At 71.7% G+C, this 23,852-nt stretch carries 20 protein-coding genes; 2 read left to right on the top strand and 18 right to left on the bottom strand.

What is annotated here, in order from left to right:
* Positions 1-26: 26 nt before the first annotated feature.
* The 10 genes from ABH920_RS21060 to ABH920_RS21015 form a co-directional block, all read right to left on the bottom strand.
* Positions 27-1,211 (bottom strand): sensor histidine kinase, encoded by a 1,185-nt coding sequence (locus tag ABH920_RS21060; protein ID WP_370350757.1) that lies wholly within the window; start codon positions 1,209-1,211, stop codon positions 27-29.
* A 38-nt stretch (positions 1,212-1,249) separates the two neighbouring features.
* The gene (locus ABH920_RS21055) at positions 1,250-1,927 is read right to left on the bottom strand and encodes a response regulator transcription factor (RefSeq protein WP_370350756.1); all 678 of its coding nucleotides are present in this window, start codon (positions 1,925-1,927) and stop codon (positions 1,250-1,252) included.
* Between the two features lie 97 nt (positions 1,928-2,024).
* Positions 2,025-3,302, bottom strand: a complete 1,278-nt coding sequence (locus ABH920_RS21050; protein WP_370350754.1) for a cation:proton antiporter — start codon at positions 3,300-3,302, stop codon at positions 2,025-2,027.
* Positions 3,299-4,747: a cytochrome P450 gene (locus ABH920_RS21045; protein ID WP_370350753.1), complete on the bottom strand. Its 1,449-nt coding sequence runs from the start codon at positions 4,745-4,747 to the stop codon at positions 3,299-3,301. The genes ABH920_RS21050 and ABH920_RS21045 overlap by 4 nt, the downstream gene beginning before the upstream one ends.
* Positions 4,744-5,826, bottom strand: a complete 1,083-nt coding sequence (locus ABH920_RS21040) for an alpha-hydroxy acid oxidase (RefSeq protein ID WP_370350975.1) — start codon at positions 5,824-5,826, stop codon at positions 4,744-4,746. The genes ABH920_RS21045 and ABH920_RS21040 overlap by 4 nt, the downstream gene beginning before the upstream one ends.
* 89 nt (positions 5,827-5,915) lie before the next feature.
* Complete coding sequence (locus ABH920_RS21035; protein ID WP_370350974.1) at positions 5,916-7,493, bottom strand: NAD(P)-binding domain-containing protein; 1,578 nt, start codon at positions 7,491-7,493, stop codon at positions 5,916-5,918.
* Between the two features lie 133 nt (positions 7,494-7,626).
* Positions 7,627-8,775, bottom strand: coding sequence for a sensor histidine kinase (locus ABH920_RS21030; RefSeq protein ID WP_370350973.1), 1,149 nt, complete (start codon positions 8,773-8,775; stop codon positions 7,627-7,629).
* 118 nt (positions 8,776-8,893) lie between these two features.
* Positions 8,894-9,559 carry a response regulator gene (locus ABH920_RS21025; protein WP_370350752.1) on the bottom strand — a complete coding sequence of 222 codons (666 nt, stop codon included), beginning with the start codon at positions 9,557-9,559 and terminating at the stop codon, positions 8,894-8,896.
* A gap of 128 nt (positions 9,560-9,687) precedes the next feature.
* A complete protein-coding gene (locus ABH920_RS21020; protein ID WP_370350972.1) occupies positions 9,688-9,831 on the bottom strand; it encodes a LuxR C-terminal-related transcriptional regulator in 144 nt (47 codons plus the stop codon).
* Positions 9,832-9,887: 56 nt separating this feature from the next.
* Complete coding sequence (locus tag ABH920_RS21015; protein WP_370350751.1) at positions 9,888-12,275, bottom strand: AAA family ATPase; 2,388 nt, start codon at positions 12,273-12,275, stop codon at positions 9,888-9,890.
* A gap of 368 nt (positions 12,276-12,643) precedes the next feature.
* Here ABH920_RS21015 and ABH920_RS21010 point away from each other — a divergent pair, with 368 nt between their 5' ends.
* Positions 12,644-13,837: an alpha/beta hydrolase gene (locus ABH920_RS21010; protein WP_370350750.1), complete on the top strand. Its 1,194-nt coding sequence runs from the start codon at positions 12,644-12,646 to the stop codon at positions 13,835-13,837.
* Between the two features lie 44 nt (positions 13,838-13,881).
* Here ABH920_RS21010 and ABH920_RS21005 read toward each other — a convergent pair whose 3' ends face one another.
* From ABH920_RS21005 to ABH920_RS20990, 4 genes are all read right to left on the bottom strand, one after another.
* The gene (locus ABH920_RS21005; RefSeq protein ID WP_370350749.1) at positions 13,882-14,652 is read right to left on the bottom strand and encodes a hypothetical protein; all 771 of its coding nucleotides are present in this window, start codon (positions 14,650-14,652) and stop codon (positions 13,882-13,884) included.
* A gap of 81 nt (positions 14,653-14,733) precedes the next feature.
* Positions 14,734-16,764, bottom strand: a complete 2,031-nt coding sequence (locus ABH920_RS21000; protein ID WP_370350748.1) for a hypothetical protein — start codon at positions 16,762-16,764, stop codon at positions 14,734-14,736.
* 206 nt (positions 16,765-16,970) lie between these two features.
* The gene (locus ABH920_RS20995; protein WP_370350747.1) at positions 16,971-18,167 is read right to left on the bottom strand and encodes a hypothetical protein; all 1,197 of its coding nucleotides are present in this window, start codon (positions 18,165-18,167) and stop codon (positions 16,971-16,973) included.
* A 129-nt stretch (positions 18,168-18,296) separates the two neighbouring features.
* Positions 18,297-18,746 (bottom strand): 4-oxalocrotonate tautomerase, encoded by a 450-nt coding sequence (locus ABH920_RS20990; protein WP_370350746.1) that lies wholly within the window; start codon positions 18,744-18,746, stop codon positions 18,297-18,299.
* A 215-nt stretch (positions 18,747-18,961) separates the two neighbouring features.
* Here ABH920_RS20990 and ABH920_RS20985 point away from each other — a divergent pair, with 215 nt between their 5' ends.
* On the top strand, positions 18,962-19,828 hold the full coding sequence (locus ABH920_RS20985; RefSeq protein WP_370350745.1) for an aldo/keto reductase: 867 nt from the start codon (positions 18,962-18,964) through the stop codon (positions 19,826-19,828).
* A gap of 62 nt (positions 19,829-19,890) precedes the next feature.
* Here ABH920_RS20985 and ABH920_RS20980 read toward each other — a convergent pair whose 3' ends face one another.
* The 4 genes from ABH920_RS20980 to ABH920_RS20965 are packed head-to-tail and all read right to left on the bottom strand — an operon-like array spanning position 19,891 to position 23,738.
* Entirely contained in the window at positions 19,891-21,069 is a 1,179-nt protein-coding gene (locus ABH920_RS20980; RefSeq protein ID WP_370350744.1) for an FAD-dependent oxidoreductase, read from the bottom strand.
* On the bottom strand, positions 21,066-21,848 hold the full coding sequence (locus tag ABH920_RS20975) for a MerR family transcriptional regulator (RefSeq protein ID WP_370350743.1): 783 nt from the start codon (positions 21,846-21,848) through the stop codon (positions 21,066-21,068). Before ABH920_RS20975 ends, ABH920_RS20980 begins: the two co-directional genes overlap by 4 nt.
* A complete protein-coding gene (locus tag ABH920_RS20970; RefSeq protein WP_370350742.1) occupies positions 21,835-23,076 on the bottom strand; it encodes a sensor histidine kinase in 1,242 nt (413 codons plus the stop codon). The genes ABH920_RS20975 and ABH920_RS20970 overlap by 14 nt, the downstream gene beginning before the upstream one ends.
* Entirely contained in the window at positions 23,073-23,738 is a 666-nt protein-coding gene (locus ABH920_RS20965; RefSeq protein ID WP_370350971.1) for a response regulator transcription factor, read from the bottom strand. Before ABH920_RS20965 ends, ABH920_RS20970 begins: the two co-directional genes overlap by 4 nt.
* Between the last annotated feature and the right edge of the window lie 114 nt (positions 23,739-23,852).

The raw sequence follows: 23,852 nt of genomic DNA, 5'->3' as shown, positions 1-23,852 counted from the left end.
GCTGTCGCCCGTCCCACCGCCACCCTTCATACCGTCCCCGGCAGCCGCACCGTGAAAGTCGCCCCCGCCCCCAGCCGCCCCACGGCGCGGATCGTCCCGCCGTGATCCGTGGCGATCTCGCGCGCCAGCGCCAGACCGAGGCCGAAGTGGTGCGGTCCCGGGCTGCCGCTCTGGGCGAAGCGCTCGAAGATGCGTTCCCGGTCCGCCGGGTCGAAGCCGGTGCCGTCGTCGGTGACTTCGAGTTCGATGATGCCTCGGCCCGCCTGGCGCAGCGCGATCTCGATGCGGCCGTGCGGCTCGGTGTGGCTGATGGCGTTGTCGATCAGGGTCGAGATCATGCGGCGGATCGGGGAGCGGGCGCCTTTGATCGTCAGCTGTTCGCCGACCGTGTTCAGCACCATCTCGCGCGAGCCCAGACGCAGGCGCTCGGCCTCGATCACCTCGGCGGCCAGGGTCGCCAGGTCGAACTCCTCGCAGCGGTTCGGGTCGGTGCGCAGGCCGGCTGACATCAGGAGGTCTTCGACCACGTCGTTCAGTTCGCCGGCCGACTGGACGATCGCCGTCAGTTCCGCGGTCAGCTGCTCGGCGTGGGCGGAAGGCTCGCCGTGTTGTGAGCGCAGCAGCATCTGTGCGCGGGTGTGCAGGCGGGTCAGCGGGGTGCGGAGTTCGTGGCTGGCGTCGGCGACGAAGCGGCGCTGCCGGTCCAGGGCGTCGCCGAGCGGGGCGATCGAGCGCCGGCCCAGAACCACTCCGACCACCGTGGCCAGCACCACGCCGAGCAGGCCGACCAGCAGCAGCGCGCGTACCAGGTGGTCCAGGTCGGCCTGCTGGTACCAGGTGTCGAGCACGGCCTGCCGGGTCACGCCGCCCTGCCGCACCGTCAGGACGTCGTAGACCGTCGGGCCGACCGTGACCTGCGTCTGTGTCGGGGGCGCGCCGGGTCGCGCCGCCGCGAGTGCGGAGCGCAGCGGGAACCCGGCCGGGATCTGCGCCGGATGGCGCACGGTCGCGCCGTCGATCTCGAACAGCCACAGACACGGCGTCACCGCGTCCGGGCTCCCGGCCTCCAGCGCCGTGCTCATCATGTGCCGCGCCTGCGTACGCTGCTCGTCCAGCACCACGCGGTACGCGCAGAATCCGAGCAGCGCCAACGCGAGCAGGAACCCGACGGCGATCCGGCACGCCAGCCCCCGAGCAGCGCGCGAAAGCATGCGCCGCTCGGGGGCTGGCGGTGCGGACCGTCGGAACATCACAGCATGCCTATCCGGTAGCCGAGGCCGTAGGCCGTCCGGACGATCTGCCGGCCGAGCTTACGGCGCAGGTAGTACACGTACGTGTCGACGACCGACTCGGCCGCCGTGTCCGGGAACACCTCGGCCCGCAGCTGCGAGCGCGAGTGGATCGCGCGCGGCCGCGCGGCCAGGGTGTGCAGCAGGTCGAACTCGCGCGGCGAGAGCGGGATCCGGGTGCCGTCCGGAAGGGCGACGTCGCGCGCCTGCCGGTCCAGGTAGCCGGCGCCGAGGCGGAGCAGGTCCGAGGAGTCGGCGAACCGGCGGTCCAGCGCGCGGATCCGGGCCAGCAGCTCGTCGATGTCGAACGGCTTGGTCAGGTAGTCGTCGGCGCCGCCGTCGAGGCCGCGGACCCGCTCGGCGTGCGCCCCGAGCGCCGTGAGGATCAGCACCCGGGACGTCACCGCGCGCCGCCGCAGCCCGGCCAGCAGCTCCAGCCCGTCCATCCCGGGCAGCCGCCGGTCGATCACCATGACCCGGTACTCGTGCGCCAGCCCGAGATGCAGACCGCGCTGCGCGTCGTGCGCGGTGTCCACCTGGTAGCCCTCGCCCTCGATGAGGGTGCCGAGCAGCGCGGCGAGCTCGGTGTCGTCCTCGACGATCAGCAGTCTGGGCTTCTGCGGCTTCTCCGCTGCCATGACACCGGATTGTGTCACACATTGATCTCAGCCCCCTGTCTTCACCTCGGCGCCGACCCGGCTTCGGCCTGGCTTCAGCCTGGCTTCTCCAGCAGCGTCACCCGGACGCGACGGCCAGTTCCGCCTCCGGCTCCGACGCCCCGGGCCGCACCGGCATCGGCAGCACGCGGTCCAGCAGCGTGAGCGCGGGCGAGGCCATCAGCGTCGTGACGAGCGCCACCAGCACCAGCGCCGTGAACAGCTCGCTGTTGATGATCCCGGCCTGCAGGCCGACGTTCAGCGCGATCAGCTGCATCAGGCCCCTGGCGTTCATCAACGCGCCCAGCCGCAGCGCCGTGGCCTGGTCCTGCCCGCTGGCCCGGGCGGCGATCCAGCACGCGCCGTACTTGCCGACCACGGCCACGATGACCGCGAACAGCGAGAACAGCAGCAGCGGCCGGTTTCCCAGCAGCCCGAAGCGGGTGTTGAGGCCGGAGTAGACGAAGAACATCGGCAGGAAGATGATCCGGTTGCTGGTGCCGATGGTCGTGACCGCACGCTCCGAGGCCGCCCCGCGCGGCATCGCCATGCCCACGCAGAACGCGCCGAAGACCGAGTACAGCCCGATCTCGTCGGTGAACCACGCCGCCGCGAACAGCACCGCGACCACGATCAGCACCTGGCTCTCGGTCGCCGACGCGCCCTGCCGCAGGGTCCGGGCCAGCAACGGCCGGGCCGCGTAGAGCACGAAGAGAGCGAAGAGCACGATTCCGCCGACGGCGACGACGATCGGCTTCGGCCTGCCGGAAGCCACGGCGAGCACGCCCGCCAGCAGACACCACGCGACCACGTCGTCGATCGCACCGCTGGCCAGCGCCAGCGATCCATACCGCGTCCCGGTCAGGCCGCGTTCGGTGATGATGCGCGCGAGCATCGGGAACGCGGTGATCGCCAGCGCGACGCCGACGAAGGACTCTGTCACCACCGGCGAGACGCCGTGCACGAAGATGCCGACGCGGCCGTGCGCCCCGACCGTCAGCAGCGCACCGAGCGCCAGCGGCGCCAGGATCCCGGCGCCGGAGACCACGGCCGCCGCCCGCGCGATGGTCCGGTCCAGATGCGACCGGAACTCGTGCCCGGCCTGGAACATGAACGCGACCAGGCCGATCTGGCCGGCGATATAGAGGACCGGTTTCAGCGCGGACGGGAACAGCTCGCTCTCCACACGCGGCGCGATCGCCCCGAGCAGCGACGGCCCGAGCAGTACGCCGGCGACCATCTCGCCGACCACCGGCGGCTGCCCGACCCGGCCGATGCCCCAGGCCACCAGGCGGCAGAACAACAGAATCACGACGACGGCGATGAAGAAGCGGGGAGCCAGGGCAGTGGCACTCATCGCTCGGCCTCCTGGGCGGCGAAGTAGTTACGGCACAAGCGAAGGCGGCGCGCGTCCCAGACCATGTACGTGCCGAGCACCAGCTGGACGAGGCTGCGCCAGACGTCCTCCCAGCGGTCCCGCACCCGCAGCAACGCCAGCCGCGCGGCCGGCCGGCGCGGCTCCCGCCGCTCCGGATCCAGCGCTTCCGGCGAACCCGGCGGATCCAGCGGCGTCATCAGGCAGGGCCCACGGTTCGGCAGCGAGCGCGTGTGCCCGACGGACGTGGACAGCGCGTAACGCCGCAGCACCTCGGCCGCCGCGACGCGCATGGTCAGCGGCGCGATACCGCGCGCCGGACAAGGCCGGTTGGCGCTGATCCCGAACGGGATGTTGTTCACCTGCTCCAGATGGTCGCGCAGCCAGCGGTCCGGCTCGAACTCGGCCGCGTCGGGTGCACCGGCGTGGTGGTACTCCGGATAGTTGAACAGCAGCACCGAACCGGCCGGAATCACCGTCTCGCCGAGCGCGATCTGCGCCGAGGTGATCCGGTGCGCGACGCCGAACAGCGGGTAGACGCGCAGGGTCTCGTCGATCACCCGGTCGAGCAACGCAGAGTTCTGAGGATCTGCGGCCGCCGCCTCCTTCCGCAGCCGCTGCTGCAACTCCGGGCGCGCGGCGATCGCCAGCAGCAGATGCGCCATGCCCTCGGACATCTGCACCACGGCGGTGTTGAAGTAGGTGCCCTGAAGGTAGAACGCCTGCTCCTGTTCGGTGAGCGCGGCGGGCAGGCCGTGGGGCACGGCGCCGGCGGCGATCCTGGCCTGGAGGTAGCGGGTGAGCCGGTCGCGGCGGCCCATGTGCCGCAGCCGCGTGCATTTCAGGGCACTGACGACATCGTTCGCGTTGGCGACGATCAGGTCGCGGGCGTCCGGCGGGCAGGGCTCGCCGAACACGACCTCGTAGTAGACCGCGGCCCACAACGGCATCATCGCGTCGCGCAGCCGGACGACCCGGGCCCGCGAGCCCCGCCCCCGGCCGGGCCGCGCCGGACTGTCGACACGATCGAACTCACGGACCGCACAGCGTGCGACGAGTTCTTCCCAGTCGTCCTTGCGCAGCCGCGCGATCGTACGACGCGTGGTCCGAGCGACGTCGTCGTACCGGGGCCCGGGCTCCAGATGCTCCTGGTGGACCTGCGGGCCCGGCGCGAGCCAGTACCAGAACAGGTCCGACAGCGCCGCTCCCCGACTGCGGCCGTTGGCGGCCGGATCGGCGTAGACGCGCTTGAAATCGTCGATGCCGACCAGGTTCCCGGGTACCGGAATCCCCTCGGCCCCATTGATGAGGGCGAATATACGAACTCGAAGAGCCACGACGATGCCCGGCAGCCAGTACGGCAGGCTCGCCAGCACCGCCACGGCCAGCACCGCGATCGCGGTCCAGCTCCAGGCCGTGGCGCTCACCAGCGGCTCCCGGCGGCTGGCCGGACCAGGTCGGGGGTGAGATCGGCCAGGCCGCGGGCCCCGCACAGCGCGACGGTGTGGTCCAGCTCCTCGCGCAACAGCTCCAGCACCCGCGTGGCGCCGTCCTCGCCCGCAGTCGCCAGTCCCCACACGATCGGCCGCCCGACGCCGACCGCCGCAGCCCCGAGCGCCAGCGCCTTGACGACGTCGGTGCCGCGCCGGACGCCGCCGTCCAGCAGCACCGGGATGCTGCCGTCGACAGCCGCGACGAACTCCGGGAGCAGATCGATCGTCGCCGGCACGGTGTCGAGCTGCCGGCCGCCGTGGTTGGACAGCAGCAGGCCGTCGACGCCGTGGCCGACCGCGATCCGCGCGTCCTCGGGATGCAGGACGCCCTTGAGCAGGACCGGCAGCTTCGTGTGCTCCCGCAGCCAGCCGATGTGGTCCCAGGACAGCTCCGGGGACATGGCGATCTGCCGCACGTTCCCCGGCTCGTCGCCGCGCAGGTTGCGCAGGTTCTCGCAGGCCATCCCGGGCGGCAGGTCGTGGAAGTGGTTGCGCCGGTTGCGCTCGTTGGCGCCGAGCACCGGCGAGTCGACCGTCACCACCAGCGCCCGGCAGCCGGCGGCGGTCGCGCGGGCGATCAGCGCGGTGGTGTCGTCCAGATCAGGCTGCAGATACAGCTGGAACCAGAGCGTGGGATCGCCGTCGGGGGCGGCGGCCCGCGCGGCGGCGGCCACCTCCCCGACCGCGACGGTGCTCGCCATGCTGGCGATCATGACGGTGTCGGCGCGGGCGGCGGCGCGGGCCGTGGCGATCTCGCCCTCGGCGCAGACCAGGCGGTGGAACGCGGTCGGCGCGATCAGCACCGGCATCGAGGACTTCGCCCCGAACAAGGTGACGGACAGGTCGCGGGCGGCGCTGCCGCGCAGGACGCGTGGCAGAAGGCTGAGTCGCGCGAAGCCTTCCTCGTTGGCGCGCACGGTGACCTCGTCCCGCGAACCGCCGGCCACGTAGTCGTAGTAGACCGGGTCGAGCAGCTGCTGGGCCACGGCTTCGAACTCGCGGACCGTGAGCAGGGAGTCGATGTCGATCGCGGGATCGGGGGTCGGAGCCGGAGCCGGGTTCTCGCTACGCACAACGCCGTTGGATTCGGTCGCGGTGACGCTCACAGAGTCGCCACCTTCTCGAAGAAGGCCACGAGCGGGGCACGGTGCGAGGCCTCGCCGTCCCAGTGGTTCTCCAGATTCTCCGCGAGATGGTGCTCGTCGAGGACCTTGCGGTCGCGATAGACGCGGATGACAGGGTGCAGATACGCCGCGTCGTGCGCGGTCTCGGGGTCGTCCTGGGCCGTGCGCCGGACCGTGATGTCGAAACGGTCCACCTTGTCGTGGTCGGGTCCGTACTCCAGGGTCACGGCGACGAACACCGCGTCCGGATCGGCCAGACCGCCGTCCAGCGCGTACGCCACCGGCACCTCTTCGACGTACTGCGCCTCGTCGCTGCCGACGGCCGGCAGGAGGATGACGTCGGCCATCACCCCGAACTGCTGCCACAGCGCCGAACTCCGGTTGACGCGCTCGATCGTCGCCTCGGCCAGCGCCTCCGGCGTCGCGGCCACCGCCCGGCGCGGCCAGGCCACGCCGCGCCCGCGCTCTTCCAGGATGTGGCTCAGGGCTCTGACGGTGTACCGGAAGCCGTGGATGAAGCCGGTCGTCGCCTTCTTGAAATCGCGTTGCTGCATCAGGGTTCCGGCGAAGTACAGGCCCGGCACGTTGACCGACTCGAAGGCCGAGGTCAGATCGGCGAAGCGGTCCTTGACGGCCAGTGCGGGCCGGCACTCGGGCGCGAACGGCTCGGTGTCCAGGCGGAAGCCGGTGCAGCACAGGATCCGGTCGTAGTACAGCTCCTTGACGACCTCGTCGGCCCGGACGAAGGAGAACCGCACCAGGAACCCGCCTTCGGGCTGCGGCGCGATGTCGAGCACGGTGCCGTCCAGGATCGCGTTCTGCGACTTGAGCTGGTAGGTGTCGAGGAAGTTGTTGTTCACCGCGCGCAGGTGGCCGACGTAGTGCGTCCTCCAGGCCAGCCGCACCCCGTCCGGGCCCGCGACGTGGATCACCGCGGCCTTCTCGATCAGGTTGTCCGCGGTCTCGAACGCCGAGTTGCCCTTGCCGAGGATCAGCACGCGCTGGTCGGTGAAGTCGGCCGGGTCGGTCGGCATCGTCACGTACTGCTCGGCGTACTCGATGCCGTTGATCGGCGGGATGTAGGGCTTTGAGACGCCGGTCGCCACGACGACGACCGCCGCCTTGCTGACAGTGCCGTCCTGCGTGGTGACGACGAAGGGGCCGGTCGGCTCGGGCCGCCCGATCCGCACGACCCGGCTGCTGTAGTGGACGCTCAGGTCGGAGGCGGCGGCGAAGTCGGCGAGGTAGCGGCGCAGCTCGTCCGCCGGCGGGAAGTAGCGCTCGGTGTAGCGGGTGAACAGCAGCTTCGGGTCGTCGGAGAGGATCGAGTTCCAGTCCATCCGGAGGTTGAGCTCGGGATCGTCGGTCCCGGTGTGCGGCTTGTTGATGGAGATCAGGGTCCGGTGCCGCGGGAACGTCGCGAAGAACGTGCCGGGCTCCTTGCCGGCCTCCAGTACGGTGTAGCGGCTGCCCGCCTCGTGCAGGTGCCTGGCGAGCTGGAGCCCGGCCGGGCCGGCTCCGATCACGAGGTGGTCGTACACGTCGCCGTCGACCATGGTCGTCTCGGTCACGCTGCTGTCCTCCGGATGCTCCGTGTGGCTCGGTTGCGCCCCCGTACGGTCGGGAGCATGCCGGGGGAAAATCAGAGCATTTTCAGAACTGTCGCAGCCTCGTCACGCAGCGGCGGCCTCAGAAGCTGGGGACGCTCAGCTTCACTTCGTACCCGCCGCCGGCCGTGGGCCCGGCTTGCAGGGTTCCGTCCAGCAGTTCGGCACGTTCCCTGAGCCCGATCAGGCCCTGCTGGGATCCGGGCAGCGCGAGCGAGGGGCGGGTCGCGGGGGTGTTGGTGATGGTCACGCCGTAGGCGCCCGCGTCGTGCCACAGGCGCACGGTTGCGCGGGCCCCAGGGGCGTGTTTGCGGACGTTGGTCAGGGCTTCCTGGACGGTGCGGTAGACCGTGCGCTGCGCGGGGGTGCCGACGCGGGCCGGGAGGTCGCCGGTCAGCTCGGCCTCGATCCCGCTGGAGGCCACGAGGCGTTCCAGGTCGGCCAGGGTCGGCTGCGGCGTGAGCTCGGTGGCGCGGCCGCCGGAGGCGCGGAGCAGGGTGACCATGTGGCGGAGTTCGTCGAGGGTCTTCACCGCCAGGGAGCGGATGGTCTGCGCGCCCTCGCGGCCGGCCGGGTCCTGGGCGGCGACCTGGAGTGCGCCGGCCTGGACCGCGATCAGGCTGACCTGGTGGGAGACGACGTCGTGCATCTCGCGGGCGAGCTGCGCGCGTTCGCGGGCGACGACGGCCTGCGCGTGCAGGAGCTGTTCGTGTTCGCGGGCCTGCTCGATCTCGGCCAGCCGGCGGCGCAGGTCGCGGCGGGTCTGGACGAGCTGGCCGAGCAGGACGGGGGCGGCTACGGAGGCGAGCGCGTAGACGAAGTAGACGACGGTCCAGACGCGCGGGGAGTCCGTGGAGTTCGCCTTGATCGGCGAGGGGATCGCCGCCGCCACCGCCGACACCAGGGCGGACCAGAACAACAGGCGGCGGTTGCGGGACTGCTCGGCGAGGGTGAACAGGGCGGCGAACGGAGCGAAGAGGACGTCGAGGGTGTAGCTGGCCGGGAGGGTGAGGAGCAGCGCGACCAGGGGGAAGCGGCGGCGGAGCACCAGGCCGGCGCAGGACAGGATCGCGAGGGAGTAGATGAGCGGGGAGGCGCCCTCGCCCCAGAGGTTGGCCGCCGCGTCGAAGGCGGCGACGAGGATGATCAGGGCGTCCACGACTGCCGGCGGGATGCGGGTCCACCAGGGTTGGGGGGTCGCGGTTGTGGGGATGGGCGTCGCAGAGCCCATCGTCGCGTTGGTCGTCGCGTTGGTCGTCGCGTTGGTCGTCGCGTTGGTCGTCGCGTTGGTCGTCGCGTTGCCCGACGTGGGGCCGGTCGTCGCGGGGCCGGTCACGGTGCGGTCCGCCTCACCGGCGGTCGCCGTCGGCGTCCGTCAGCATCCCCGCGCGCTGGGCGAGCAGCGCGGCCTGGACCCGGCTGGTCACGCGCAGCTTGCCGAGGATAGCGCTGACGTGGTCCTTGACCGTGCCCACGCTCAGGTGCACGCGCGCGCCGATCTCCGCGTTCGACAGCCCCTCGGCGACCAGCACCAGGACGTCGCGCTCGCGGTCGGTGAGCAGGCCGATCCGCGCCGACGCCTCGTCCTCGGCGGGGTCCGCGGCCGGGACGGTCCGGAGCATGGCGTAGGAGGCCCTGGGCGACATGACGATGCCGCCGGCCGCGAGCGTGCGCACGAGCTGCGCCAGCTGCGCGGGGTCGGTGTCCTTCAGCAGGAAGCCGGCCGCACCGGAGCGCAGCGCCGTCACCACGTACTCGTCGGTGTCGAACGTCGTGAGCATGGCCACCACCGGCGGGTCGGGGAAGGCCTGCAGCCCGCGCAGGACGGTCAGCCCGTCGACGTCCGGCATGCGGATGTCCAGCAGCACCACGTCGGGCCGCGCCTCGCGCACGGTGGCCAGCGCCTCGCCGCCGACCGCGGTCCCGACGACCTCGATGTCCTCGGCGGCGTTGAGGATCATCTCGAACCCGGACCGCACGAGCGCCTCGTCATCCACCACCACGACGCGGATCACCGCTGTTCCCTTCTGCCAAGCCAAGAGCTTCCGCCCCCGAGGCTACGGCCCCGGGCGGGCGGCGCGGCGGCGCCGTGGCGATCAGCAGCCGGTCGGCGTGTCCTGTCCAGCCGGTCGGAGGGGGTGCCTCACAGCGGCCCCGCAGCCCAGCTCATCAGCCCCGAGCGCGCGATCCGGCCGGCGGTGGCGCGGTCCGGCGCCTGCAACTTGGCGAGGATCGCCGAGACGTGGTGGTCGACGGTCTTGGCGGAGATGAAGAGCCGTTCGGCGATCTGGGCGTTGGTGTGGCCGTCGGCGATCAGGCCCAGGACGTCGTGCTGCCGGCGCGTCAGCCCCAGGGGGTGGGCCTGGTGGCGGCGCGGGGGCCGGTGGGGATGGAGCGGGCGCCGAGGCTGCGCAGGGCGCGGCGCGCCACCTGGGCCGCGGCGGTGGCGCCGAGGTCGGTGAAGATGCGGTACGCCTGTTGCGAGTGCGCCTCCTGGCCCGAGTCGAGCAGTGCCAGGCCTGCCTCGTAGGGGCAGCCCAGGTCGGTCCACAGGGCTGCCGCGGCGGCCGCGTCGCCGGCGAGGGTCTGGCGGTACGGCTCGGCGATCTCGCCGCGGAGCGGCTGGCGTGAGTCGGTGCGGCGCAGCCAGACCGCGACCGCGCCGCGTTCGGCGGAGGTGCAGGCTTCGCCGGGCACGACGGCCGACTCCGCTTCGCGGCGCGCCTGGGCGGTCTCGCCGGCGAGCCAGTACGCCTCGGTGCGGGCCAGGCGGGCCGCCACCTGGTACGGCGGTTCGCCCTGCTCGTAGGCGGTCGCGGCGGCCTCGTCCAGGCCCGGCCAGAAGCCTGGTTCGCCGCGGCGGGCCCGGATCAGGCCGATCCTGACCAGCGCGCACTGGCGGTTCACCGGCGACGGCCCGACCTCGCTGAGCACCCGGTCGGCCACGGCGACGGCCTCGTCCCAGCGGCCGGTGCGCTCGAAGACGTGCGCCTGCTCGCCGCGCAGGAAGCTGGAGTAGGCGGTGGCGTCGTGTTCCTCGCAGTACGCCAGGCCCTCCAGCAGGTAGCGCTCGGCGTCGGCGAAGCGGAGCCGGCCCTCGCTGATGCCGACCAGGTTCGCGTAGGCGCGCGCGGCCTGGTCCTGGTGCCGGCCGACCAGGGCGGTCTTCAGGGCCTGGTGCATCAGGCCGGTCCACTCCTGCCCCAGTCCGGCGGCCGCGGCGCCCTCGGTGTTCAGCGCGCCGCTGAGGACGTCGTCGGCGCCGAACTGTTCGGCCAGCTGCCGGGCGCGGTGGGCCAGGGCGATCGCGGTGTCGTAGTCGGCGTAGAGCAGGCGCTGATGGGCCAGGGTCGCGCAGGCGCCGGCGAGCTCGACGGTGGGACCGAGCGGTTCCAGAACGGCCAGCGCCGCGTAGGCGCCGGTGACGGCGTCCTGGCCGCGGCACAGGCTCCACGCGATCCGCGACAGCCGGGCCAGGTCCGCCCCCTCCCCCAGCCGGTCGCCGATCTCGCGCCGCAGGGACAGCGCACGCTTCCCGGCGTGCTCGGCTTCGGTCAGGCGGTCGAGCAGGATCAGCTCGTCGGCGTGCTCCTCGTACAGCCGTGCGCGCGCGGCCGGGCCGGCGTGGTCGGCGAACCTCAGTGCCCTGTCGAACTGCGCGGCGGCTTCGTGGTGTGCGCCGAGGCGGCCGGCGCGACGTGCCGCGGCCGGGGCGTAGCGCAGCACGGCGTTCGCGTCGCCTGCCGCCTCGGCGTGGTAGGCGAGCCGGGCTTCGTCGTCGCAGTGTTGGGTGTGGAGCGCGTCCAAGACGCGCCTGTGTATCAGGAGACGTCGATGCGCGGGGACGGCCTCGGCGATCGCGAGGCGCGCGATCTCGTGGCGGAAGCGCAGCCAGATCCCGTCCGCGACCAGGAGGCCTGAGGCCAGGAGGTCGTCGAGTCCTGAGGCGTCGCTGAGGGCCGCCACCAGCGGCAGCTCGACCTTGGTGCCGATGAGCGCGGCGACTTCCAGGACCGCGCGGGCTCCGGCGGTCAGGCGTGCGGTGCGTGCAAGGACGACGTCTCGCGCTGACGCAGGGACTCCGTGCGTCTCGGCCTGGAGGAGCTCCGTGACGTAGAAGGGGTTGCCGGCGGTCAGGCGGAACACGTCGTCGGGAGCGAAGCCGCTTCCTTCGGCGAGGACTCGAACCGCTTGCTCCGACAGGGGTTCCAGGCGGATGCGTCGGGTCGACGGCTGCGCGACCAGGTCGCCGAGCGCCACGCGGAGGGCGTCGCCGCCGGTCTCGTCGTCGCGGTAGGTGACGATCACGGTCACCGGCGCGTCGCGAAGCCGGCGGCTCAGGAAGCGCAGCAGGTCCAACGTCGCCTCGTCGGCCCAGTGCAGGTCCTCGACCACGACGACGTCCGGCACGGCGGCCGACCCGAGCTCGTTCAGCAGCGCCCGGAACAGCTCCTCGCGGTCGGCGCCGGCCTCGCAGCGCTCCCCCAGCTCGCCGCCGAGCTGCCCGGCCACGTCGAACAGCGGTCCCAGCGGCCGCGGGATGAACAGTCCGTCACAGGCGCTCCACGACCAGCGCACCGTCGTGAGCTGTCGGCGTGCCGCCTCCACCAGCGCCGACTTGCCGACTCCGGCCTCGCCGGACAGCAGGACCAGGCGTCCGGCGGGACCGGCGGCCTGGGCCGCGTACCGGACCAACTCGGCCAGTTCGGGCTCCCGCTCCACCAGTCGCACGCCCGCAGACTCCGTTCCCACGCGCTTCCCCCTCCCCCGAGTGAACCGTTCAAGTTACCAAGAACCCTGATTCAGTCTCACCTGGTTTATAGCCGGGATTCGGGAGGCCACGCCGGGCCCGAATATGGGGAACTCCCGGGTTGCAGATGGATCTGTTCAGCTGCAACGGGACGCTCGCGCAGCGCCGGGTCACGGCTCGGTGGCAGCCCCTTGATCCCGGCCCGGCGACAGTCGATGTGACCCAGATCGCATCCGATCGATTTGTCTCATCAACTTCTCATATGGAACAGTGCGAATGATACCGTTGCGAGGCCTCGAGACTGTGCTCCATCGCCACGCGCGCCCCCAGTCCCGAAAGGCCCCTTCCCATGAGTTTGACGAGCACGCCGCTGCTCATCCTCGCGGTGTGCTTCGCCATCGGCGCGCCGATAGCGACGTACCTGCTGTGGAACCGGGCCCGCGGGCCGCGTCCGGTGCGCGCCGTGTCGCGGTTCGGGCTGATCGGGCTGTGCCAGGTGACGGTGCTGCTCCTGGTCGGGCTGCTGGTCAACAACCACTACAGCCTGTACGCCTCGTGGAGCGACCTGCTCGGCAACGACGGCGGCGGGCCGGTCGCCGTGCACCAGGCCACGCGACCGGTCACCGACCTGAACCAGTCCGGCGGTTCGCCGACGGACCAGCAGCAGCCGCCGCTCGGCTTCGGGGGGCCGGGTTCCTCGGCGCACCTGCCGCCGCTCCCGCCGAACGTGCCGAAGCCGACGTTCGTGCCCGGCGGGCACGGGACGCAGGTCGCGGCGTTCCGCGGGCCGCTGTCCGGGGTCGGCGGGAACGGCGGCGACGTCGCCGTCTGGCTGCCGCCGCAGTACAAGGACCCGGCGTACGCCAACACGCGCTTCCCGGTGATCATGCTGTTCCCCGGCTACCCCGGCAGCCCCGCCGGCTGGTTCAGCGTGCTGGGCGGCGGCCAGGTGCTCGGGCAGATGCTGGCACAGCAGAAGGCAACGCCGTTCGTGCTGGTCGCGGTGAACGTCAACCAGAACGGCCAGAACCTCAACTGCACCAACATCCCCGGCGGGCCGCAGATGGCCACCTACATCGCCGAGGACGTGCGCACCATGATCGAGGCGAACTTCCGCGTCTCGGACCACCGCACCGGCTGGGGCCTGATGGGCTTCTCCGACGGCGGCCTGTGCGCCGGCAAGCTCCTGGTCCAGTACCCGCAGTACTTCCGCTCGGCGGCGCAGATGGCCGGCGACTCCACCCCGGACGGCCACCAGGTGGTGCACGCCGGGGCCGACGTCGTCGACCAGAACTCCACCCTGTGGCTGCTGACGCACCACCACCCGGGCCCGGACACGCCGGTCAGCCTGCTGGCCGCGGTCTCCGACCAGGACACCGACTCGCTGCCGGTCGCCTTCCAGCTGCAGGCCGCGGCGCCGGACATCGTGTCGGTGTCCGAGCACAAGCACGGGGCGCACAACCCCGAGGTGTGGCGGAGCTGGCTGCCGGAGATGTACACGTGGCTGAGCCAGCATCTGGACAGCGCGCAGCCTGCTCGGTGAGGTCGGTGAGGTCGGAGAACCCGGCGAGCCCGGCGAGCCGGATTTCAGTCAGCGGTTTGCTCCACTAGAGCTGCGAAATCCTCGGAATACCCGAGCAGCAGTACCACGGACTCGCGCAGCGCAAGGGCAAGCTCGGACCAGGCCGAAGAGTCCGGGTGCCCGTAGAGCTCCTGCAGGTCGGCGATAAGCGCGTCCCAGTCGCGGGCGTCAGGGTCGATGGTGCTCAGGAACCCGAGCGTGGCGGCCCCGATTCCGAAGAGCGCGTAGCCGTGCCGCTCGTTCAGACGCCGCGCGATGGCATGGCAGTGGAACGGGTCCCAGTCACTGCTGAAGTAGCCGTTCGGGATGCCGGCCAGCAGGTCCGTACCGTCTTCGGTCGGCAGGCACTGCACGACGTGCTCGCTGTCGCGCACGAGGTCGGGATCCAGGTTCAGCTCCACGAGCGCGTCGACGTCGCCGGGCTCCACGGCCAGGGATCCGCACACCGACTCCCACGACAGGGCACGAGCCGGATCACGAAACGCGGCTCGACCTGCCTGGAACCGAGCCGCTTCGTACGCGGCGAGCACTTCCGGGGTGTCGTCCTCGGGGTAGTCGACGCCCTCGTCGAGGCCGTACATCGAGCGGGCGTGGCCGCTGGTGTACATGCACTGACCCAGGTCGTCCAGCGTCAGAAAGCAGCGTCCCTGCCCACGGTGCTCGGCCGCGATCCGCCAGAACGCCTCCAAGAGCACGTCGAACGACGCAACGTCCTCGATCACCGCGACACTGAACGTGTCGACACCGCGGGATCCCTCCCCCGGGAGCTGCTTCATGGTCGGCATCGTCCCATGCCGGGCTGCGGGCCGCGGGACCGGTCAGGCCCCGCGGCTCGCAGTAGCTGAGTTGGGAACCCGTCAGCTGTCGTAGATCAGGTCGAAGGACTCCCACGGCCCGACCGAGTACCGGTTCGCGATCAGCGGTGACGCACCGGTGTTGTCGGCGGTCACGATCTGACCGTTGGCGTGCGCCCGCAGGCTCACGCTCCCGTCAGCGTTGTAGATCGCGTCGAACTCCTCCCACGGACCGATGGCCGTGCGGTTGGCGATCAGCGGCGAGGCGCCCGCGTTGTCCGCCGTGACGATGTCGTTGTTCGCGTGCGCGCGGAAACTGATGCTCCCGTCCGCGTTGTTGATCAGGTCGAACGACTCCCACGGCCCTATCGTCGTCCGGTTCGCGATCAGCGGCGAGGTGCCGGTGTTGTCGGCGGTCACGATGTCGTTGTTCGCGTGCGCGCGCAGGCTGACGACCGGGAGGGCCGCAGGCGTGACCAGGTCGAACTCCTCCCAGGGGCCGATGGCGGTGCGGTTGGCGACCAACGGCGAGGCGCCGGCGTTGTCCGCCGTCACGATGTCGCCGTTGGCGTGCGCGCGGAAGCTGATGCTGCCGTCCGCGTTCCTGATGAGGTCGAACGACTCCCACGGCCCGATCGCGGTCCGGTTCGCGATCAACGGCGAGGCGCCCGCGTTGTCGGCGGTGACGACCTCGGCGTTCGCGTGCGCCCGCAGGCTCACGCTGCCGTCCGGGTTGGTGATCAGGTCGAACTGCTCCCAGGGGCCGACGGCCGTGCGGTTCGCGATCAGCGGCGAGGCGCCCCCGTTGTCCGCTGTGACGTAGTCGCCGTTGGCGTGCGCGCGCAGCGCTATGACCGAGACGGTCGACGTCGGCGCGAACGCCGAGAAGCCGTTGGGCGTGCCGAGGCCGGTGGGTCCGTCGTAGCCGGGGCCGGCGGTGCAGAGGTACGCCGGAGTGCAACTGCCGTTGGACCCGGTGGTGACGTCGAACAGCGCGTACGTGTGCTGGTACGGGTACTTCGCCGGGCGGTCCGCGGTGCCCGGGACGCCGGCCAGCGCGTAGACGGAGGCGATGATCGGGGAGGCGACGGAGGTGCCGCCGAAGACGACCCAGCCGGACTGGCCGTAGGAGTCGTAGACGGCGACGCCGGTGTTCGGGTCGGCGACCGCGGAGACGTCGGCGACGGTGCGGCGCGGGCAGCCGGTGTCGGTTTGCCAGGCGGGCTTCGGGTCGTACGCCGAGCAGCCGGAGCCGGCCCCGGACCACGCCGACTCGCTCCAGCCGCGCGCGGTGGAGGCGGTGGTCAGCGAGGTGCCGCCGACCGAGGTCACGTACTGGGAGGCGGCCGGGTACTCCACGCCGTAGCCGTTGTCGCCGGAGGAGACGGTGATCGCGACGCCGGGGTGGTTGAAGTAGGCCGCGTCGTAGCCGGTGTCCGCCGCGGACTCGCCGCCGCCGTAGCTGTTCGACACGAACTTCGCTCCGAGCGCGACGGCCTCGTTCACCGACGCGCCGAGGTCGCCGATGGTCGCACTGCTGGCCTCGACCAGCAGGATGTGCGCGCCGGGCGCGATCGCCGAGACCATGTCCAGGTCCAGCGAGATCTCGCCGGCCCAGCCGGAGTTCGGCGGCGGGTAGCCGGTGCCGCCGGACTGGTTGACCTTGCGGAAGCAGCCGTTGGCCGTGGTGCACGCGGCCAGGCCGTACTGACTGCGGTAGCCGGCCAGGTCGCTCTCGGCGTTCGGGTCGTCGTAGGCGTCGACGATGGCGACGGTCTCGCTCGCGCTGCCGCTGCCGGTCAGCTCGTAGGCCGAGCGCAGGTCGCCGGGGCCGTAGCCGGCGGGGTTGGCCGCCGGGCTGAGGGCGTCGGCACGCACGCCGGCGATGTCGGTGCGGATCAGGGCCAGGCAGGCCATCTGGCCGGGCGCTTTGGCAGCCGAGCACAGGCGTTGGGTCTGGGCCTGGGCCGGGACCGGGGCCGAGTGCGGGGCGGCCGCGGTCGCGGTGGTGGTCGCGGTGCCGGCCAGCATGACCGCCGCCAGGGATATCAGTATCCTGAGCCTGCGACGCATGCGGGTGTTCCTCGTTGTCACGCGAGCTCCTTCGGATGAACCGAGTGAATCAGGGTTCTGACGCGCGTCGACGCATCCGCGAAGCTAGTGAGCGCCCGGTGCGGACGCAAGGTGGCGTTTCGATCCGGCATGTATCGCAGTGCATGGGAAAGTTCCGGACATCGATTGATATCCGGAGCAATAGAGGAATGCCACCTACACCGAGGCGGCCCCCTGAGTCAGGGGCGTCACACCAGTCGTTCGGCGTTCGCGGCGGCCCAGGCGCGGACCGCGGCCATGAACTCGTCGCGGACGGCGGCGACCCGCGCTTCCTCGCGCGCATTGGCGGCGTCGTCCGCGGCATCACCGCGGTCCCCGCCGTCCGCGGCACCGTCGTCCCCAGGCTCGTCGTCCACGCCGCCGTCGTCGGCGTACTCGGCGAACAGGTCGGCGCAGCCGTCGATGCCGACCAGCAGGTCCTCCAGCAGGTCCAGCGCCGGCCGGGCCGGGTCCAGCGGCGTGGTGCGGACCTCGGCGAGCAGGTGGTCCAGGGCGTCCTCGTCGTCCGGGGCGACGCGCTGGACAGCCTGCTGCACCTCGGCGACGGCCTCCGCGAGCCCGACCGGGTTCGGGACCTCGCCCTCGGCCACGGCCATCGCGTCGCGGATCAGCTCGGTGACCGCCTCGTGCGGGCTGGCGCCGTCCTCCAGCAGGTCCAGGACGATGGACAAGGTGGCGACCGGCAGCCCGGTGATGCCGTCGGCCTCCAGGACGGCGGCGGTCACGGACTGGCCGGTGACCTCGGCGGCGACGCTGGCGGCGGCGTGCAGCCAGTGCGCGGCGGCGACCGCGGCCGCGGTGGGGTCGACGGCGGTGAACAGCTCGTCGGGGCCGAAGGGGTTCTCGCGCAGCAGGCGGTCGGCCTCGGCGACCTGCACCGGGGAGGCGTCGGCCCGGGACAGGACGACGGCCTGGCGGGCGCGCCCGGACAGGTCGCCGAGCTCGGCCTGCTCGACCGCGGCGATCTCGATGTGGACCTCGGCGGCGACGGACTTGGCCAGCTCGGTGTCGCCGATCGCGTGCAGCGCGCGCCCGAGGCGGTGCGCGGCCTCCTCGACGACGATGTAGGACTGCACGATCATGCCGTTCTCCGGCAGGTTCGGCTCCACGATCGCCTCCGGCACCCCGGCGAAGGCGTCGCGCTCGGCCTGCCGGCGCCAGCCCTCGCTGCCGTCCTCCAGGTCGTCCTCGGCGGCGGAGGCCGGATGGGTGTAGGCGTGCCACAGCGCGGCCGACAGGTCCGTCAGCGTGCGCGCCACGGCGTAGCGCTGGTCGGCCGGAGTGGCGGGCGGCAGCGCGGCCACGGTGCCGGCGGTGTCGCCGTCGCCGGTGGCCCAGGCGGCGATGAGCGCGCCGCGCTGTTCGTCGATCGCGTAACGGGTCACGTCGGGTCTCCGGTCTCGGTCGGGGTGTCAGAACCATGATCGCACCAGGAGAGCCCGTGTCCCACATATTCGGGTGATGCCGACTCACCAGACGGTTGCTGACGCTACCCGCTCACGAGGCGCGGGCCGCTACTCGCCCTTCGCCGCCGCGGCCTGGGCGATCTCCGCGATCTGCGCCCGTGCGGCGGCGACCAGCTCGGCGTTGGTGTGCGCGTGGCCGGCCAGGCCCCAGCCGCCGTCGGGGGCTTCGGTGAGCAGGACCCAGGTCCGCTCCGCGACGGCGGGATCGCCAGCGGCTGCCGCCACAAGGTCGGTGAGCTGGCGTACGACGGCGAGTTGCTTGTCGCGGTCCAGGGCGCCGAGGTTGGTCAGGACCTGGACCCGGATGTGGTCGGCGGCGCCGTCGACGTTCGAGAAGTGGTCGGCGGGCAGGTCGTGCACGAACGCCGCGGTGTTCTGGCGGAACAGGGGGATGTCCGGCACCTGCTCGATGCGCATCAGGGTGGCGGCCAGGTCCCGGGTGAGCTTCTTCGGCTCGGCGAAGGTCCCGGCGACGGCGTAGACGTCGATCATCGGCATTTCCGTGCTCCTTGGGTGAGCGTTCGGGCGCTTCGGGCGCTTCCGGTGCGGCCCGGATCTTTGCCCTCGCCAGCGTGCCAGCTCGGTTCGCGCGCTTCTCTCACCTAAACAGGTGACGCAGGCGGCGGGCCCAGGCATAAAACTGTCCCCTGAATCGGCTGAGAACGCCGACAGCTCGGACGAGAACTCACCGTGCGTGGAAAGAAGGCACTCCCATGACCACCACCGCTTCCCCGGCAGCGGCCTCCGGCACGTTCCCCATCGGCGGCGACCTGCCGGTGCACCGCCTCGGATTCGGCGCCATGCGCATCACCGGTCCGGGCATCTGGGGCGACCCGCGCGATCCCGCCGAGGCGGTCCGCGTCCTGCACCGGACGCTGGAGCTCGGCGTGACGTTCATCGACACCGCCGACTCCTACGGACCGGACGTCAGCGAGCGCCTGATCAAGCAGGCCCTGCACCCCTACCCCGCCGACCTGGTCATCGCCACCAAGGGCGGGTTCACGCGGCCCGGCCCGGGGAACTGGGTGGCGAACGGCCGTCCGGAGTACCTGCGCGGGCAGCTCGACAAGAGCCTGCAGAACCTGGGGCTGGAGCGGATCGACCTCTACCAGCTGCACCGCATCGACGCGAAGGTCCCGGTCGCGGAGTCGCTCGGCGAGCTGGAGCGGCTGCGGCAGGAGGGCAAGATCCGGCACATCGGGCTCTCCGAGGTCTCGGTCGCGCAGATCAAGCAGGCTCGGGAGACGACGGAGATCGTGTCGGTCCAGAACCGCTACAGCGTCGCCGACCGCGACGCGGAGAGCGTCGTGGACTACTGCGAGCAGGAGAACATCGCCTTCATCCCGTGGTCGCCGATCGCGACCGGCCGGCTCGCCGCCGCCGACAGCCCGCTGGCGACGATCAGCAAGGCACACGGCGCCACGCCGTCGCAGCTGGCGTTGGCGTGGCTGCTGCGGCGGTCGCCGGTGGTGCTGCCGATTCCGGGGACTTCTTCGGTCGCGCACTTGGAGGAGAACGTCGCCGCGGCGGCTGTGGAGCTCACGGATGAGGAGTTCGAGAGCCTGACAAAGGCGGTCTGAGGAGCCGAGGGAACGAAGGACTGAAGAGCTGCGGGTCTGAAGGTCTCAGTCGCGAGGCGGGATCAGCGGATCCCCGCCAGGCGCCGAAACAGGCTACTGCGAAGCGGGCCTCCTCCTGCGGGCCCGGCCTCGCGGGAGGCGCGCATCGCGTCGAAACCGTAGACGACCATCTCGCGTTCGTAGGCGGCGATCGCGGCGACCACGTCCTGGTCGCCGCGCACGGCGTCGGCGAGTCTCGAGGCGAGCAGCGCCGCGTCCTGAAGCGCGGTGTTCGCTCCCGAGCCGCGGGCCGGGCTCATGGCGTGGACGGCGTCGCCGAGAAGCGTCACGCGGGTGCTCGGCCAGGGGTCGATCGGGACGACCGACCGGATCGGGATGAGGGCGGTCTCCTCGACGGCGGCGAGTTCGACGAGGCGGCGGATGTCGCGGTGCCAGCGGCGGATGGCGTGCATCGCGACCGCGTGCAGTCCGACCGAGGTGTCCGGGACGCCGGGGAAGGCATCGGCCTGTGCGGTCAGGGCCCACATCAGGTACGGCGGCACGTCGGTGAGCCGCACATCGGGCGCGATCCGCCGCGCCGCATCGCCCGGCGCCTCGCGGAAGTCCAGCACCCCGGTCGCCATGCCCGCCGTGCCGCCGACGATGGCGGTGAAGCCCTTCCAGATGGGAGCCGGCACCAGCGGTCGCGTCTGGTCGGTGAGCGGGGTCCGGCCGTAGATGCAGAGCGCGCCGGTCTCCTCCACCGCCAGCTGCGGAAGATACCACCGCCGGATCGGGGACCCGACGCCGTCGGCCGCGACCAGGACGTCGGCGCTCGCCTCGGTGCCGTCGGCGAACTGGACGCGGACGGTATCAGGATCCTGCGTGAAGCCGACGCAGGTACGCCCGAACTCGATGACGTTCTCCAGACGCGCGGCAAGGATCTCGCGGAGCGTCTGCCGGTTCACCGAAGTCGCGAGGCCGTTCGGAGCCATTTCGGTGCTTCGCAGAATACGTAGACCGCTGCTCATCACGGTGAGCTGCGTGCTCGGCTGCCCGGCTGTGGCGACGCAGAGCTCGTAGAGGTCCGGCGGTAGGCACGCTTCCAGCGCCGCCAGCGCATGGAGGTGGATGCGGTAGCCCTGGCCGCGCGAGTCGAGGGCGGTGTCGCGCTCGTAGACCGTGACGTCGATCCCTGCGCGAAGCAGGCCTTGCGCGAGGGCGAGTCCGCCGATGCCCGCTCCAACCACTGCGACCTTCATCGGGCGGCATCCTTGGCGTCTGCGGCTGGGGCACGGCGGGCAGCGCGCGCCTCGTCGAGGTAGGCCACGAGCGGACCCCACTCGGCGGCACCGTCGATATCGGGGTTCCGCTCTCCGTAGTCGAGCCACATCCGACGAGCAGTGGCGCCGCCTGCCTGGTCCGAGCCCCGCAGCAGCTGCGAAAGCTCGTCGAGACGGTCGACGATCCGCCGGACCGCCTGGTCGGAGGCAGGCGTACCGGCCCGCATCTCCGACAACGCTTCCTGATACAGCGACGGCATCTCCACCCCGATGGCGTGTTCGGCGACGACGCCGAGCTCCGCCATCCACCGGCGCATCGCCTCGACCTGTTCCTGGTCCTGGTCCTGGTCCCGGTCCAGCGATCCGTGCACGTCCCGCATCATCTTGATCACGGCCATCAGCCCCGGCGCGGCCCCGACCGCGTCCGCCTCCCGCGCCGCGAGTAGCTGCTCGCGGAGCCGCTGAGCCGTGCGGATCTGCCGGTCGACCTGCGCGAGCTGCCCGTCGATGACGTCGCGCACCGCGACGTCGGCGCTCAGCACCCGGCCGACCTGCTCCAACGACAGTCCGAGCTGGCGCAAGGCCGTGACCATGTAGAGCTTGCGCAGGTCCGCGTCGGTGTAGAGGCGGTGCCCGGCGGCAGTGCGCGCGGTGGAGGCGACCAGGCCGATCTGGTCGTAGTGGTGCAGCGCGCGGACGGTCAGGCCGGTCGCGGCCGCCACGTCGCCGATACGCCAGGTTCGCTCATCGATCCCCACCGTCCGAGGATGTCACCTCACCTAACGTCAGGTTCAAGAGCGGGAAGGTCACGGACGCGGTCAGACCGCCGCGCGCGTTGGCGATCAGGACCAGCTGTGTTCCGTGCGCGGCCGCGATCGTCGCGGCCAGGGCCAGGCCGAGCCCCCGGCCTCGGGGGCCGCCGTTGGTGTCGGCGGTACGGCCGGCGCGGCGGTAGAAGGGCTCGGTCAGGAGCGGGATCGCCGCGTCCGGGATGACTTCGCCGCTGTTCCTGACCGTGATGGTGACTGAGCCGTCCTTGACTGAGACGGCGACGGAGGCGGTGCCGCCGGCGGTGTTGTGACGTACGGCGTTCTGCATCAGGTTGACCAGGAGTTGGCGCAAAAGCACCGGATCGGCCTGCACCAGCGCGTGACTCAGGACCGCGTCAAGCCCGATGCCCGCCGTCCGCGCCTCATCGGTCACGGCCGCCACCGCCTCGCAGACCGCCTCGGCGAGGTCCACGATCTCGCCGTCCAGGACGCCCTGAGCGCTGTCCGCCAAGTCGAGCAGGGCGTCCACGGTGTCCAGGCTCTGTCGGTTCGCGACGCGCAGTTTGCGCGCCAGCGCGGCCACGTCGTGGCCGTCCGGATCGGCCAGCGCGACGTCGAGGACCGCCTGGGTGGTGGCCAGCGGCGTGCGCAGCTCGTGGGAGGCGTTCGCGGCGAAGCGCTGGTGGGCGTGGAAGGCCTGTTCCAGCCGGGCCAGCATGGCGTCGAAGGTGTCGGAGAGCTCCTTGAGCTCGTCCTGCGGTCCCGGCAGGGCGATGCGGTGGTCCAGCCGGCCCGAGCCGGCGCGGCGGGCCGCGACCGTGATGTCGTGCAGCGGTCGCAGCATCCGGCCGGTGGCAATCCAGCCGAGCCCGGCTGCCGCACACACCAGCACTGCCAGCGCCGCCGCGGAGGCGAACAGCAGGGTACTGAGAAGGGTGTCCGTCGAGCGGACCACCAAGCCTTTGCCCGGGGCCGGGGTCAACACGTTCGAGGGCGCGGCCACGGGCACCGGGGTGAGCTGCGCGGCTCCCGTCGCCTGGTGCGGGCTGGTCGTGGTGGGGAACTCGTAGGTCGGGGCCCATCGCATGAAGAGGTAGAGGGCCAGGAGCGTGACGCCGGCGAGGACGAGCATCAGGAGCGTGTACGCCAGGGTCAGGCGGGTGCGGATCGTGCGGCGGAAATGCAATGGCCGGGTGGCCAGAAGCGCCGCGGTCATGTCGAGGCCGCCAGGAAGTAGCCGACCCCGGTCACCGTACCGACGATGGACGGCTCGCCAAGCTTCGCCCGCAAGGCCGAGATCGTGATCCGCACGGCGTTGGTGAACGGGTCGGCGTTGGCGTCCCACGCCTTGTCCAGCAGTTCCTCCGCGCTGACGATGCCGCCGCGCCGGCGCATCAGCAGCTCCAGGACGGCGAACTGCTTCGGAGTGAGCCGGATCAGCCGGTCGTCGCGGTACACCTCGCGACGGAACGGGTCCAGGCGCACGCCGGCGAACTCCAGCAGCGGCGGCTGCGCGGTCGGGCTGCGCCGGTTCAGGGCCCGAAGGCGTGCGACCAGTTCGGGGAACTCGAACGGCTTGGTCAGGTAGTCGTCGGCGCCGAGGCCGAGGCCGGCGACCTTCTCGTCCAGGCGGCGGGCCGCCGTCAGCATCATCACGCGGCAGCTCGGGTACCGCTGCACGATCAGCGCGCAGAGCTGGTCGCCGTGCATGCCCGGCAGGTCCCGGTCCAGCACGACCGCGTCGTAGGGCGTGACGGCCATGCTCTCCAGGGCCGCGTCGGCATGGTGCGCGACGTCCACCGCCATCGCCTCGCGGCGCAGGCCCGCCTGGATCGCCTCGGCCAGCATCACCTCGTCCTCGACCACCAGCACGCGCACGGTTCTTCCTTTCACGGCGTCGATCGGCCAGAGCGGCTGATCGGGCCCACCGGCACCGTCCGACCTTGCCAGACGGGACGATGCCGATGGAACCGGACATCGACAGTTCTCAGG

The organism is Catenulispora sp. EB89, assembly GCF_041261445.1.
In the GTDB taxonomy this organism is placed as follows: Bacteria; Actinomycetota; Actinomycetes; order Streptomycetales; family Catenulisporaceae; genus Catenulispora.
This window is presented reverse-complemented; position numbering and strand designations above follow the sequence as displayed.

Coding starts and splice junctions, on each gene's coding strand:
- ABH920_RS21035 (WP_370350974.1), bottom strand. CDS start 7,493: ATGGTCGACGGCGACGTGTACGACCACCTCGTGATCGGAGCCGGCCCG.
- ABH920_RS21050 (WP_370350754.1), bottom strand. CDS start 3,302: ATGAGTGCCACTGCCCTGGCTCCCCGCTTCTTCATCGCCGTCGTCGTG.
- ABH920_RS21055 (WP_370350756.1), bottom strand. CDS start 1,927: ATGGCAGCGGAGAAGCCGCAGAAGCCCAGACTGCTGATCGTCGAGGAC.
- ABH920_RS20990 (WP_370350746.1), bottom strand. CDS start 18,746: ATGCCGATGATCGACGTCTACGCCGTCGCCGGGACCTTCGCCGAGCCG.
- ABH920_RS21030 (WP_370350973.1), bottom strand. CDS start 8,775: ATGGGCTCTGCGACGCCCATCCCCACAACCGCGACCCCCCAACCCTGG.
- ABH920_RS21005 (WP_370350749.1), bottom strand. CDS start 14,652: ATGAAGCAGCTCCCGGGGGAGGGATCCCGCGGTGTCGACACGTTCAGT.
- ABH920_RS20980 (WP_370350744.1), bottom strand. CDS start 21,069: ATGAAGGTCGCAGTGGTTGGAGCGGGCATCGGCGGACTCGCCCTCGCG.
- ABH920_RS21010 (WP_370350750.1), top strand. CDS start 12,644: ATGAGTTTGACGAGCACGCCGCTGCTCATCCTCGCGGTGTGCTTCGCC.
- ABH920_RS20985 (WP_370350745.1), top strand. CDS start 18,962: ATGACCACCACCGCTTCCCCGGCAGCGGCCTCCGGCACGTTCCCCATC.
- ABH920_RS20970 (WP_370350742.1), bottom strand. CDS start 23,076: ATGACCGCGGCGCTTCTGGCCACCCGGCCATTGCATTTCCGCCGCACG.
- ABH920_RS21060 (WP_370350757.1), bottom strand. CDS start 1,211: ATGCTTTCGCGCGCTGCTCGGGGGCTGGCGTGCCGGATCGCCGTCGGG.